The following is a 12,972-nucleotide window of genomic DNA, read 5'->3' as shown; positions in this document are numbered from 1 at the left end:
GTCAGCCGCCGCGGGCGATCAGATAGCTTGCCGCCGCCTGCGCGTCACCGCCGGCATAGCTCGCACCCGACTGAGCGACGCCCAGGCCGGCGCGACCCAGCTCTTCGACGGCCAGCGCCGCGACAGCGCTGTGCGCGTTACCGTGTGCGCTCAGGCCCGCGGCGGTCTGCAATGACACGGGGTCGGCGGCAGGCGGGAGCACCGCGTTGACCAGCGGCGCCGCCGCGGCGTGGGCGGCAGCCAGTCTCGCGGTCAGCGATTCCACCGCCGAGCCGGCGGCGGTCAGTCCTTCGGGAACCACACGCAGCGTCATCAGCTGTATTCCTTTCCGTTCGATCCGGCAGGTGCGATCGGCTCGGGTACAAGCGGATTCACCAGTTGCACATACGTCGCGACTTCGCTGTCACCGAGCAGCACGGCGCGTCCGGCCGGTAGCTTGCTGAAGCGCACACCGCGCAGTTTGCCGCCGTCGGAGGGGCTGCCGGACAGCATGACGGTGGTCGCTTGGAGATCGTTGAGCCTGCGCAACAGCGGTGCCGTCATCACCGCGTGCGCGGATCCGCTCGCCCTGGCGGTGACGATGACGCGCAACCCCAGATCGCCCGCCTCGGCAAGCAGGCCCAGCAGCGGGCTCCAGGGCCGCTGCCCGGCATATGGGCCGCTGACCGCCGGACCGTCCGGCACCTGGTCGACATCGTCGATGATCAGGTAGTGGATCTGTCCTCCGCCGTTGGCGCGGTAGGTCCAGTTGCGCAATTCCTGAGCACTCAACCCGGCCGGCGGACGGCGCTTTTCGATCAACGCCGACAGGCCAAGCATGGCCGGGGTTATCCGGTCGATGTTCGGGGTGTATTCGTTGTCCGGGAACAACGGCTCATCCACCAGGTGCAGCCGGCGGTCGATGACCGTGAACGCGATGTCCTGTTCGGTGGAATTGTCGCGGATGGTGCGGATCACGTGGCGCAACAGCGTCGTCTTGCCCGAGCGGGAGTCGCCGAACACCATCATCAGTGGGTGCCTGGCGAAGTCGATGGCGACGGGACGCAAATCCTCCTCGCGCTGGCCGATCACCACCTGTTCGGACCCCAGATAGGCCGCGCCGAGCGCCGACGGGGGCAGCTGTGTCGGCAGCAGCCGGACTGCCGGGGCATGAAGCCCGTCGTGGCGCGAGTTGAGTGCCGTGATACAGCCCAGTTCCGGTGCGGCGAACAGGAAGTGTTCGGCGGCCATCGTGAGGCCGCGACCGGGCTGGTCGGCGGGCACACTCTCGGCGGGCCGACGCAAGGCACCGGCGACCCGGACATTGCTGTCGTGCGCATCGCTGAGCTTGAGCTCAAGCCGCATCCCCAGGCCGTCGCGCATGGCCAGCGGCACCTCCAGCCAGTTCGGCGTGGTGATCACGACGTGGATGCCGTAGGCAAGGCCCGCGTTGGCCAGTTCGGTCACCTTGGCCAGCAACGGATTACGGGTATTGAACGTGTCGGTGTTGTCCCTGCTGAAGGCGTACAGATTGTCGATCACCAGGAACACTTCGCCGTAGCCGTCGCCGTACCGGCCTGCGGCTCGCGTCGATGCGCCGCGTTCCTGCCGCGCTCGCAGCAGCTGCTCGAGCTCGGCAAAGGTTCGCCGGATCAGTTCGGGCTGCAACGCTGTCGCAACGGCGCCGACATGCGCCAGTTCGGCCATCGGGGCGAGCTGGCCGCCGCCGTAATCCAGGCAGTAGAAGCTGACGTCGCCGGGTGCGTGCAGTGCGGCGGCCGACAGCATGAATGTCTGCAGGGCCGTGGATTTGCCCGACCGCGGGCCACCGTGGATCAGCAGGTTACCCGCGGCGCCCGCCGCGTCGAAGACCAGCGGATCGCGGCGCATCTCGAACGGCTTGTCGATCTCGCCGAGCGGCCAGCGCCACTGCCCGTCGGCGATCTCGGTACGGGCCAGCAGACCCGCCAGCGGAATCGTTTCCTCCAAGGGCGGCAGCCACAGCTGCGGCGCCTTCGGTCCGTAGTTGGCCAACTGGTCACCGATCGTGGCGATCAGCTTGCGCGGGGCGGGCACTTCGTCGGCCTCGGCGTCGACGATGACGGTATCGGGCGCAGGTTCCACCCAGCCCGCCGTGAACAGCTGCGGTTCGGGCACCGAGTGCACCACCACGGCGCGGCTGCTGCGCGGCGGATCGTAGATGCCGTCGACATAGGTGCTGCGGAACTTGATGGGGTTGGCCCCTGGCGCCGGCACGAGGAACCCTTCGCCTTTGTGCTCGCGGCCGGATTCGATGCGGTAGGCATCCTCGGAGCCGATGATCTGACGGCTGATCGACGGACTCGCGACCTTCAGACCGATCCGGTAGGAGGTGTTCTTGTCGATGTCCTTGATCCGGCCGACGTCCAGCGTCTGCGAAGCGAAGAGGATATGGATGCGGAAGGAACGCCCCTTGCGCGCCACATAATCGAACAATTCGGCGTACTCGGGATGGTCGGCGAGCATCAGGGTGAACTCGTCGGCCACCACGAACAACGTCGGGATGGGCGGAAGATCGTGTCCGGCCGCGATCGCACCCTCGTATTCGGTGACAGAGTTGAATGCACTGTTCTGGACCCGGCGGCCGGCATCCTTGAGCAGCTGCTCCCGACGAGCCACTTCGCCACGAAGGGTGTCCGCGAAACGGTCGGCCAGTGAGCGCTTTTCGGCCATATTCGAGATGACGGCAACGACCTGGGGGAAGTTGCGGAAGATGTCGGCTCCCGCCTCACCCTTGAAGTCGGCGTAGATGACGATCAGCCGGTCTGCCGGATGGGTGGTCAGCAGCGACAACAAGATCGACATCAGGGTCTGCGACTTGCCCGAGCCGGTCATACCGATCATCAGGCCGTGCGGCCCCATACCGCCCTCGGCCTCGTCCTTGAGATCGAAGATCAGGGGTTCGCCGGTGGCGGTCACGCCGATGGGTACGCGTAGTTCCTCGTCACGGTCCCGGGGCGCCCACAGACTCGCGACATCGAGCGCCGAGGCATCGTCGATCCCGAAGAGCGTGGTGAACGTCGATGCCCCGGTGGCCGCGGTGCGCGACTGGTCCGGGTTGGTGTCCCAGCGGGCCAGCCGGCGGGCGAGGTTGGAAGCCTGTGCAGCCGAAAAGCCGTCCGCGATATCGATATACGGCTGCCAGCCGCCGGTCTGCCACCGCTCGATGCGCCCATTGGCCACCTTCAGGATGGGGCGTTCCGGATCCGAATACTGCTCACGATGCGGCTCGGTGTTCGACCGCACGATCACGGTCACACCCGCGACACCGGCCCGGCCCACCACTGCGTCGGCGTCGGCGTCGTCATCGTCGATGAGCACCAGGAGGTGCTTTCCCGCCTCAAGCGGGTCGCCACCGAAGGCATCGCGCTCGTCGAGTGCGGGCGCCAGCAGCGCCCGCAGCGCATCGACGTTGGGCGCAAGGTAGCGGGCGGGTCCGACACCGTCGACACGACCGGGAACATCGTTGTGGGGCAGCCATTTCAGCCAGGACCAGTCGGCGGCCTCAAGGTCGGGTGTTGCCAACGCGACACTCAGCACCGCCGGGTCGTGCCAGGTGACCGCCTGCGCCACCCAGGCGCGCATCGCATCGCGCACCTCCTCGGGTGTTCCCAGGACCGTGATGCGCGAGACCTTGGCCAGGTCGATACCGACCGGGGCGTTGCGCACCGTCCGGTGCACGTCGAGCAAACCGCGCAGGGTGGTATGTGCCACCGGTTCCAGGTCGATCTCGTCGGCGGTGTCCTTGACCCGCAGCGGAGTACTCAGCGGCACATCGGCCACACCGGCACGCACCACCAGGAAGTCGGGGTCGTGCGGGTCGCGCTCCCATTGGCGTCGGGATCCGGGCATCGCGGACAGCGAACCCGGTTCGGGATGCGACCACTCCAGCGCGGCGCGCTGCTCGGCGGCCTGGGCACGGACGTTGTCGCGCACCACCGACAGATAGCGCAGATAGTCGGCGCGCTCGGCGTCGACCTCCTCGGTGCGCAGCTTGTTGTCCGAACCGCGGTACAGCGCGCTCGCCGCCAGTAGCAGGACGAACGGGAAGAACAGCATGGTCGGTGAGATCATCCGCATCCCGGTCGCGAACAGCGCCACGATCATGCCGACGATCAGGATGACGATGAGATAGGGCAGCACCCGACGCAACAGCGATGGCGGCACCAGACGAGGCAACGACGGCGGCGCCTCGATGGTGATGGTGCCCTTGCGGACCTCAGGGATGGGCAGTCGGCGGCGCGCCTCGAAGATCAAGCGACTCATCAGTTTTCTCCATCGGCGGCCATGGCTCCCACGGCGTCGTGTGCGACCAGCGCGTCGGCCCGCGACAGTGTCGGGCCCGGGGCGAACTGGGTGAGCACCGACCACGGGATGGCCAGCGGGGGTGGGTTCAGGCCGAGTGCCTCGACGGTCTTGGCGTCGGTGGTGGTGTCCACCCCGTAACGCACACCGGTATCGCTGACCCAGAAGGCCGAACCGGCAGGCGGAGAACCGGGATCGGATCCAACGGACTGGACGAAGTATCCGGTGCCCGGTGTCAGCGCGACGCGCTCGGCAGTGGCCGCGCTCCCCGAACCGACCAGGTCCACGGTGTGTAATCCCGGTGGCAACGGCAGTGCGGCTCCGGAGAGCAGGCTCAGCCTGCCCGCGGTGGCATCGGCGGGCTTGGACCAATACGCACAGGTGACCGGTGCCTGTCCGGCGTCGACGAGGGTCAGTTCGTCGCCCGGATAGGCGGCCGTGTCGATCCCACCGGCCACCGGCAATCGGGCGATCTCGTCGGCGCCGAGTCGCGGTGGCTGCTGCAGGCCAAAGGAGTCGGTGTTGCGCATGATGGAGGCCAGCACCGGCGATACGGGCTGCAGCCCGTCGATCTGCACGACGTAGTGACGCAGGGTGTTGTCGGAGTCGAATGCGGCGACCACCGCACCGACGGGCGCGGGGACGGGCAGATCGAACTGCGGCGGCGCCCCGGCGCCGGGCAGTACGGGCGCGACCAGTGGTGCTGATTCAGGGATCGCGTTGAACAGGCCGGGGGCGATGACACGTGGCTCCGGGATGGTCGCGCCTAGCCCGAGGGCGGCGGTCACGGCGCGGTTACCGAGGTCGATGGGGCTGCGCTTGCCGCCCCACAGCAGCCAGGTTCCCGCGTTCACGGCGCCGACATTGCGCACCAGCACCGCGCGGCCGGCCGGCATCGCCGCGGCGTTTTCGCCCTGTTCGTCTGGAACACCGGCGATCAGGGTGACACCGGCCCCATTGTCGGAGACCGAGTCGCAGACGGTCCAGTTCGCGTCGCGAGAGGGGTTCTGCACCATGCGCTCCGGGGCGCCGGGGATGCCGATGAGATTACCGCGGGCAAACCGGTCGATCTCGCTGCTCTTGACGGTCGTGGGGTTGTCGGCCTGCCCTGCGATCAGCCGGGCGGAAGTCAGATTCAATGCGGGATGCACGACATCACCGATGCGTACGTAGAGCGCGGAGGTGTCCCGGTCGGCCAGGATCGTCGCGCTACCGGCGTCGCCACCGGGTCGGATGAGGGAGAAGACGAAGCAGCCGGCGACCACGGTGACCGAGACCAGCGCACCCACGAGCACCGCACGGTTCTGGGTGCGCAGCGGGTCCACCAGCATCCGGGTGTCGTGCAGTGCCACACCAGAGGCGATCCGGCGCATCATGAATCGCCATCCGGACACCTGGTGGCGGGTGACGAAACCGCGGCGGTAGGCGACGCGGTCGGGGTTTTCGTTGACCGGTGTGCGAGAGGCGAATTCGCGGCGCTCCTGCTCGCTCATCCGGCGGCCTGCGGCAATGCCAGGCCCAGGCCACGCAGTAGCGGTCCGGCGGAGCGGCTGACGTCTTCGGCGGTGATGGCCATCAGTTCTTCATCGGTGAAGTCGTCGGAATCGGAGTGATCCAATCGGTACTCGCGTTCCTCTTCGGAGCGCTCGACAAGGTTTCGGACGAATCGGCCGTTACCGGCGATGTCCAGGCTGCGCCGGGCGGTACCGGTGGCGTCCGGGGAGGAACTGGCGGCGAGGTGGGTGAACAGCGCCTCCATCTCGTCGTGGGCCGCCGGCTCGAAGACGCTGTCGCGCTTCTCGGCCATCCGGGTTGCCATCTCGACGAGTTCGGCTGCGTTGTAGGACGGGAAGTCGATGCTGCGGGTGAAGCGCGACCGCAGACCCTCGTTGGTGTCCAGGAAGCGGTCCAGGTCGGCACGGTAGCCGGCGACGATCACGACCAGTCGATCGCGGTCGTTCTCCATCCGGGCCAGCAGGGTGTCGATGGCGACCAGGCCGAAATCGTTCTTGGCGCCGGTGGAAACCAGTGCGTAGGCCTCGTCGAGGAACAGCACACCGTCGAGCGCGCTGTCGATGATGGCGTTGGTCTTCGCCTCGGTCTCGCCGATGTGCTGACCGATGAGGTCGGCTCGGTGCACCTCGCGCACAGTTTCCTTCTTCAAAAGGCCCAGCCCGCAATAGATCTTCGCGACCACCCGAGCGATGGTGGTCTTGCCGGTTCCCGGTGGGCCGGCGAACACCAGGTGGTTGGCGCGCTGGGCGACGGCCAGGCCGCGTTCCTGGCGGCGGATCGACATGGCCACCGAGCTTTTCAGCCGGGCCACCTGATACTTGACCTCTTCCAGCCCGATGAAGTCGGCGAGTTCGGCCTCTGCCTCGACGAGCAGATGGGCCTTGCGTTCCTTGGCCCCCGGATCGACGAAGTCGGCCTCGCCCGGTTCGGTGTCCGGGTCCCATGGATTGGCGCGGGCCTCGATTCGGGCTGCGGTGGTGGTGGTCAACCCGAAAGATTTGTCCAGCAACGCTTCTTCGACACCGCTGTGCTCGGGGTTGGCCGCGTACAACTCGGCGAGCACATCCTCGGATTCGTCGTCCTCACCTTCGGCGCGCAGGCACAACCCTTTGACCAGGCCACCGTCGACCGCGGCCACCGAGACAGGGCCGGCGGGATTCTCCAGATGCGACAGGGCAGGCGCGTACATGCCCAGGTGGGCCAGCGCGATGCCGAGGGTCACCCGGGCGGCGTGGGCATAGTGCTCGTCGAGGTGGGGGTTGTTCACCACGGGGGTCAGCACGCGCACCACATCCGACCAGCGCCGGCTGCGGTGATAGAGGGCGACCCGTACCCAACGCGCCTGTAACCACGCAGGCCGCCGGCCGATCAGTTCCTCGACGAGCAGATCGGCGGCGGGGAGATCGCCCGTCTCCGCCAGTGCGGCGGCATAGGCGAGGGTGATGTCGTCACGGTCGGCGGCCCGGAACCGGAGGTACAGGCCGGTGTCATAGCCGAAACCGAGGTCGCCCGCGCCCAACTCGATCTCGCGACTAAGCACACCGAAGGTGCCCATGGTGCGCCAGATTTCGCCGATGATGCGGCAGGCGTCGGCGCCGACGCCTGCTCCGGTGGCGGCCAGCCCGATCCACGCGTCGCACTGGTCGCCCGCGATGCGCGTCAGCTCCGTGAAACCCGAAAGCGCCGCGGTGAGATCTGCCGGTCGTCGACGGTCATTGACCGACAGCCCGAGCGACCGGCAGCAGGTCGCGAACCTGCTCACCACGTCGCGGTCGACGCGCGCTCCCCCGGCGATGGGCGCAATCGATGTACTGACGGTATCCATGTGGTGGTCGCAGGGGGGCTCACACCCCCTGCCGTCTCCTTAAGTATGCCTACGCTAACTCCGCAGAAGTTAGCATTGCATAAACTAACTGTCGAGACGTCTGACATGAGCGGCACGGGTGTGGAACGTCACCGCCGGGTGGCACGACAGCGAAGGCCCTCAGCGCGCGCACTGGCCCGATCACGAGATCAGCAAACTATGGCGGCGTCTACTCAGACGAGCGGTCGGCCCGTGCGGATGCGCCGGTCGAGGTCCATGAGCAAGACGTTGAAGGGAAATTGCCGGACGGGGCCCGGCGCGATGTTGTTGAAGAAGCGCAACGCGCTCATCAGTTGATCGAACCGGCGCTGACGCTGCGGGTCCCACGGCAATCGCATCTCGTCACGAAACCGCTGCGGCAGGAATCCTGTGGTGATCAGGCCCGCCAGGTTCTCGGCATGCCGTTGCAGCGGGCCGGGCAAACGCAGACCGCGCAACCGGGCGACCGCAATCGGATACAGGAACTCGCGGGCGGTGTCGTCGATGTGGATCTGGTCGAGCTGCTGCTCCCAGTACGCGTCGAACGCCGCTCTGTCGGCGGGCCACATCTCCGGTGTCACCTGCAGGGTCGTGCCGAGGGCCATGCCATCGCGGTAGTGCTGGTCGGCCGTCTCGTCGTCGACCTCACCGATGAAGATCCGCCGTACGTCGACCGATCCCTTGTACAGACACGCGGCCACCCACAGCTGCAGATCCTTGTCGAAGGCGTTGTACCGGACGGGACTGTCCTCGGTCGAGTGCACCTGGGCATGCGCCTTGTTGACGGCCCGGCGGAACGCCGCTTTCTGGTCGTCGGTGCCGCGGCCTGCCACCGCCAGGTAGGTGAAGGTGGTGCGCGCCCGCTTGATCGGATGGCGATCGATGCGCCCGCTCTCCACCTTGCTCTCCATCACGCCGTACGCAACGCCCGGGCGCCCGAGTTGCATGATCACGTTGGCCGGACCCGCCAGCAGTGCCACGCCCATCAATCCGTCGCCGACCGAAGCCCCCCGGCCTCGCCGACGCGGCGCAGACGGCTGGCGCGAGGTGTCACTGATGCCTCGTTCGACGATCGCCATTGATTGCCCCCAAAGGTGAGAACGAGTGTTTCCCGATATTGCCGCCCATCTTGCCGCGCAGTTTCGACAGGTGTCAATATGGGTTCATGCCCCAGGTTCGGCCGTACCGCGGTGTCGCGGCACCGCAGCGGTTGGCCGAGCGTCGGCGACGGTTCCTCGACGCCGGTCTCGACCTGCTCGGCAGCGGAGACGACGAACTCACGGTGCGTGCCATCTGCAGCCGGGCCGGAGTCACCACCCGGCACTTCTACGAGGCCTTCACCGACAAGGATCAGTTCGTCGCCGCGGTGTTCGACTCGGTGATCGGCGCCATCGCGGCGACCACACAGGCCGCGGTGGCGGCCGCGCCACCCAGCGAGCAGAACCGGGCAGGTATCACCAACCTTGTCGAGACCATCGGGGCGGATGCCCGCGTCGGCAGACTGCTCTTCGATACCTCTTCATCGAACGCGGTACTCATCCGCAAACGCACCGAACTGGGCGGATTCTTCGCCGTGCTGGCCGCCCAGCACGCCGGGGAAGTACTCCCGAAAGCCGGGACCGCGCAGGTCGACGCGATAGCCCATTTCGTCGTCGGCGGCGTCAGCCAGACGATCAGCGGCTGGCTCAGCGGGGCCATCGACCTCACGAGCGCCGAACTGATCGATCTGCTCACCGGGATGCTGAACAGCTTCCCCGACCCGCGCCAGAGTTAGAACGGCTCACACGACCGCTCGCGGCGGTATCTAAACGACCGCTCGCGGCGGTATCTATACGACCGCTCGCGGCGGTATCTAAACGACCGCTCGCGGTCGGCGGTCCGCCGCGGTCTTCGGCACCGTCGTCGCATCGGTATCGGTGAATTCCTTGATCCAACAGGCAAACTCCAGGGTGATGCCATCGGGATCCTGAAAATAGAACGACCGGACGTAGACACCCGGGTGCAGGGTTTTGGAGGCCTGCCACTCACTGTCGTCATGATTGAGCACCGGTCCGACCCGGACACCCTTGGCCTTGAGCTTCTCCCGGTAGTCGTCGAACTTTTCCGCGGGCACATGGAACGCCAGGTGATTCATGGTGGACACCGCGCTGGTGATCTCACCGAGCCCCGGGAGCGCGATGGGGGCGGACACACCGGGGACGCCGTCGGGAGCATCGGTGAACCAGAAGAACGCCACGCAGTCGCCATTGCCTGCATCGAAGAAGAAGTGCTGCCCCATCCTGCCGGGCAGATCCAGCGATTTGATCAGCGGCATCCCGAGGACACCGGAGTAGAAGTCCACGGTGCGCTGCATGTCCGAACAGACAAGGGCGACATGGTTGATGCCACCGAGGGCGAACTCGGAATTCGGATTGTCGGGCTTGATCATCACGACCTCCAGGTCTGGCGCAGATCCAGATCTGAATCTAACATCAGATTCAGATCTGATCAACGAATCGGGAAGGTAGGGATGTGACCGCTCGGGTCGAGCTGCCCACCGTGCGTGGCCGCCAGACACAGGCAGCCATCGACGCCGCCGCACGAACAGTCGTGGCACGCAAGGGAATTCTGGCGACCACCATCGCCGATATCACCGCAGAGGCCGGCCGGTCGACCGCGTCGTTCTACAACTACTACGACTCCAAGGAGGCGATGGTCCGAGAGTGGGCCGTCCGCTTCCGCGACGAAGCGCGCGAGCGTGCCCGCGCGGCGGCCGAACCCGGCCTGGACGATGCTGCCCGCGCCCACGCCGCGGCGGCAGCGCACTGGCACACCTACCGGCACCGCCTCGCCGAGATCATCGCCGTGTCCCAGCTGGCGATGGTCAGCGATGATTTCGCGCAGTACTGGTCCGAGATCTGTGAACTACCCATCACGTTGATCACGAACATGGTCGAGAAGGCACAGCAGCGCGGGTTCTGCGCCGGTGACGACCCCCAACTGATCGCAGTGGCACTGGTCTCCATGCTCCACCAGTTCTGCTACGCCCAACTGTCGGGCACGGGCGCCCAGACAGCCGATGACGACAAATGCATCACCACCCTCGCCGCCATCTTCCACCGGACCATCTATCACGAGGGGACACCCCGGCCATGACAACCAAGGGCGCGACACCCGGGGTGATCCGCGAGTTCGTCGCGATGGACTCCCCCACCGCTCGGCGGGCCGGCGCAGGCGGGCACCCGTGTCAGGGTCTGTATCACCGTGGGGTCGGCCGCAAGCCGCAGATCGCAGTCATCGCCACGCACTATCAAATCGACTTCTCCGAGCACTATCTCGCGGATTATCTGGCCACGCGCGGTATCGGGTTCCTGGGCTGGAACACCCGCTTCCGCGGTTTCGAGAGCAGCTTCCTACTCGATCATGCGCTGGTCGACATCGGGGTCGGCGTGCGCTGGTTGCGTGAGGTCCAGAACATCGAAACCGTGGTGCTGCTCGGCAATTCCGGTGGTGGGTCCTTGATGGCGGCATACCAGGCCCAGGCGCGGCACCAGCATGTCACTCCGCTGGACGGCATGCGTCCGGCCGCGGGTCTGGCTGATCTGCCCGCGGCCGACGGATACGTCGCAAGTGCGGCGCATCCTGGCCGTCCGGAGGTGCTGACTTCCTGGATGGACGCCTCGGTGATCGACGAAAACGACGCCGTCACCAGCGATCCCGAGCTCGACATGTTCGATGAACGCAACGGCCCGCCCTACTCGCCGGACTTCGTGACCCGGTACCGCGCCGCCCAAGTGGCCCGTAACGAGGCCATCACGGACTGGGTGGAAGCCGAACTGAACCGTGTGCAGAACGCCGGGTTCTCGGACCGGCCGTTCACCGTCATGCGCACCTGGGCCGATCCGCGCATGGTCGACCCGACGCTGGAACCGACCAACCGGCGGCCGAATCTCTGTTACGCCGGGCCACCGGTCAAGGCCAACCGATCCGCACGCGGGATCGCCGCGGCATGCACGCTGCGCAACTGGATCGGCATGTGGAGCCTGCGGCATGCGCAGACCCGCGCCGAACCCCATCTGGCGCTGATCGACTGCCCGGCACTGGTGATCAACGCCCACCAGGACACCGGCGTCTTCCCGTCCGACGCGCGCAGAATCCATGACGCCCTCGGCTCGACCGACAAGGGATTGGTGTCCATCGACACCGATCACTACTTCACCACCCCCGGCGCGCGCAGCGAGCAGGCCGATACCATTTCCAAGTGGATAGCGACACGGTGGCGTTGAGAGTCCTCGCACATTTCACGCCCGGCCAGCGAGTTCTCGATATGGTTGCGCCGGAACAAGATTGGCTGGACATCCGGTGGTGCGCCGAGGACGACGACACGACCTTCTATCGCGAGCTCCCGCACGCCGAAGTCATCTGGCACGTGCTGCGCCCACTGTCGGGCGCCGACCTGGAGCTGGCACGCCGTTGCAGGCTGGTGCACAAGCTGGGCGCCGGGGTGAACACCATCGACGTGACGACCGCGACCGCCCGCGGTATCGCGGTCGCCAACATGCCCGGCGCGAATGCGCCGTCCGTGGCCGAGGGCACGGTGCTACTGATGCTCGCCGCACTGCGCCGCCTACCAGCCCTCGACCGTGCCACCCGGGCCGGCACGGGCTGGCCATCGGATCCCAGCCTCGGCGAGACGGTCCGCGACGTCGGCGGCTGCACCGTCGGGCTGGTCGGCTACGGCAACATCGCCAAGCAGGTCGAGCGCGTCGTCATCGCGATGGGCGCCCCCGCGGACCGCGTTCTGCACACCAGCACCCGCGACGACGGGAACCCCGGCTGGCGCCCGCTGACGGAACTGCTGGCCGAGAGCGACATCGTCTCGTTGCACCTGCCGCTCACCGAGGCCACCCACCATCTCTTGGACCGGCGGGCCCTGGCGCTGATGAAGCCCGATGCGGTGCTGATCAACACAGCGCGCGGGCCGATCGTCGACGAACAGGCGCTCGCCGAGGCACTGCGCGACGGACGGTTGGCTGCCGCCGGACTCGACGTGTTCTCGGTCGAACCCGTCGACGCCGACAATCCCCTGCTCGACCTCGACAACGTGGTGCTGACCCCGCATGTCACCTGGTACACCGCGGACACGATGCGTCGCTACCTGGAGTTTGCGCTCAGCAACTGCCGGCGGATCCGGGACGGCCGCCCCCTCGCTAACGTGGTGAACCAGGTGAACTAGGGGCGGGCGGTGACAACCGTCACCCCGCGGGTACCCTCGGTTACCAACCGACCGGTTAATAGGGAAGTTGCCCCCA

10 protein-coding genes are annotated in these 12,972 nt (G+C 67.0%); 4 read left to right on the top strand and 6 right to left on the bottom strand.

Features of this window, described 5'->3' with window-relative positions:
• Position 1 precedes the first annotated feature (1 nt).
• From FBY28_RS15610 to FBY28_RS15590, 5 genes are all read right to left on the bottom strand, one after another.
• Positions 2-313 carry a PE family protein gene (locus tag FBY28_RS15610; protein ID WP_141868221.1) on the bottom strand — a complete coding sequence of 104 codons (312 nt, stop codon included), beginning with the start codon at positions 311-313 and terminating at the stop codon, positions 2-4.
• Positions 313-4,284: a type VII secretion protein EccCa gene (gene eccCa, locus FBY28_RS15605; RefSeq protein ID WP_141868219.1), complete on the bottom strand. Its 3,972-nt coding sequence runs from the start codon at positions 4,282-4,284 to the stop codon at positions 313-315. Before eccCa ends, FBY28_RS15610 begins: the two co-directional genes overlap by 1 nt.
• Entirely contained in the window at positions 4,284-5,816 is a 1,533-nt protein-coding gene (gene eccB, locus FBY28_RS15600) for a type VII secretion protein EccB (protein ID WP_141868217.1), read from the bottom strand. Before eccB ends, eccCa begins: the two co-directional genes overlap by 1 nt.
• On the bottom strand, positions 5,813-7,663 hold the full coding sequence (gene eccA / locus FBY28_RS15595) for a type VII secretion AAA-ATPase EccA (protein WP_174241645.1): 1,851 nt from the start codon (positions 7,661-7,663) through the stop codon (positions 5,813-5,815). The genes eccB and eccA overlap by 4 nt, the downstream gene beginning before the upstream one ends.
• 212 nt (positions 7,664-7,875) lie before the next feature.
• Complete coding sequence (locus FBY28_RS15590; RefSeq protein ID WP_216847724.1) at positions 7,876-8,661, bottom strand: oxygenase MpaB family protein; 786 nt, start codon at positions 8,659-8,661, stop codon at positions 7,876-7,878.
• A gap of 185 nt (positions 8,662-8,846) precedes the next feature.
• Here FBY28_RS15590 and FBY28_RS15585 point away from each other — a divergent pair, with 185 nt between their 5' ends.
• Positions 8,847-9,455, top strand: a complete 609-nt coding sequence (locus tag FBY28_RS15585; RefSeq protein ID WP_141868213.1) for a TetR/AcrR family transcriptional regulator — start codon at positions 8,847-8,849, stop codon at positions 9,453-9,455.
• 78 nt (positions 9,456-9,533) lie between these two features.
• Here the strand turns inward: FBY28_RS15585 and FBY28_RS15580 are convergent, their stop codons facing one another.
• A complete protein-coding gene (locus tag FBY28_RS15580; RefSeq protein WP_141868211.1) occupies positions 9,534-10,109 on the bottom strand; it encodes a VOC family protein in 576 nt (191 codons plus the stop codon).
• 83 nt (positions 10,110-10,192) lie between these two features.
• Between FBY28_RS15580 and FBY28_RS15575 the strand changes: the two genes are divergently transcribed.
• Genes FBY28_RS15575 through FBY28_RS15565 form a run of 3 tightly spaced genes read left to right on the top strand, consistent with a single transcriptional unit; the run spans position 10,193 to position 12,896 of the window.
• The gene (locus tag FBY28_RS15575) at positions 10,193-10,816 is read left to right on the top strand and encodes a TetR/AcrR family transcriptional regulator (RefSeq protein ID WP_141868209.1); all 624 of its coding nucleotides are present in this window, start codon (positions 10,193-10,195) and stop codon (positions 10,814-10,816) included.
• A complete protein-coding gene (locus FBY28_RS15570) occupies positions 10,813-11,946 on the top strand; it encodes an alpha/beta hydrolase (protein WP_174241644.1) in 1,134 nt (377 codons plus the stop codon). The genes FBY28_RS15575 and FBY28_RS15570 overlap by 4 nt, the downstream gene beginning before the upstream one ends.
• Entirely contained in the window at positions 11,922-12,896 is a 975-nt protein-coding gene (locus FBY28_RS15565) for a 2-hydroxyacid dehydrogenase (protein ID WP_216847723.1), read from the top strand. The genes FBY28_RS15570 and FBY28_RS15565 overlap by 25 nt, the downstream gene beginning before the upstream one ends.
• The last annotated feature ends 76 nt before the right edge of the window (positions 12,897-12,972 follow it).

Source organism: Arthrobacter sp. SLBN-53 (genome assembly GCF_006715585.1).
Lineage (GTDB): Bacteria > Actinomycetota > Actinomycetes > Mycobacteriales > Mycobacteriaceae > Mycobacterium > Mycobacterium neoaurum_A.
This window is presented reverse-complemented; position numbering and strand designations above follow the sequence as displayed.

What these genes read in the sequence shown, in the direction of transcription:
- FBY28_RS15570 (WP_174241644.1), top strand. Translation starts at nt 10,813, where the DNA reads ATGACAACCAAGGGCGCGACACCCGGGGTGATCCGCGAGTTCGTCGCG.
- eccB (WP_141868217.1), bottom strand. Translation starts at nt 5,816, where the DNA reads ATGAGCGAGCAGGAGCGCCGCGAATTCGCCTCTCGCACACCGGTCAAC.
- eccA (WP_174241645.1), bottom strand. Translation starts at nt 7,663, where the DNA reads ATGGATACCGTCAGTACATCGATTGCGCCCATCGCCGGGGGAGCGCGC.
- eccCa (WP_141868219.1), bottom strand. Translation starts at nt 4,284, where the DNA reads ATGAGTCGCTTGATCTTCGAGGCGCGCCGCCGACTGCCCATCCCTGAG.
- FBY28_RS15610 (WP_141868221.1), bottom strand. Translation starts at nt 313, where the DNA reads ATGACGCTGCGTGTGGTTCCCGAAGGACTGACCGCCGCCGGCTCGGCG.
- FBY28_RS15580 (WP_141868211.1), bottom strand. Translation starts at nt 10,109, where the DNA reads ATGATCAAGCCCGACAATCCGAATTCCGAGTTCGCCCTCGGTGGCATC.
- FBY28_RS15585 (WP_141868213.1), top strand. Translation starts at nt 8,847, where the DNA reads ATGCCCCAGGTTCGGCCGTACCGCGGTGTCGCGGCACCGCAGCGGTTG.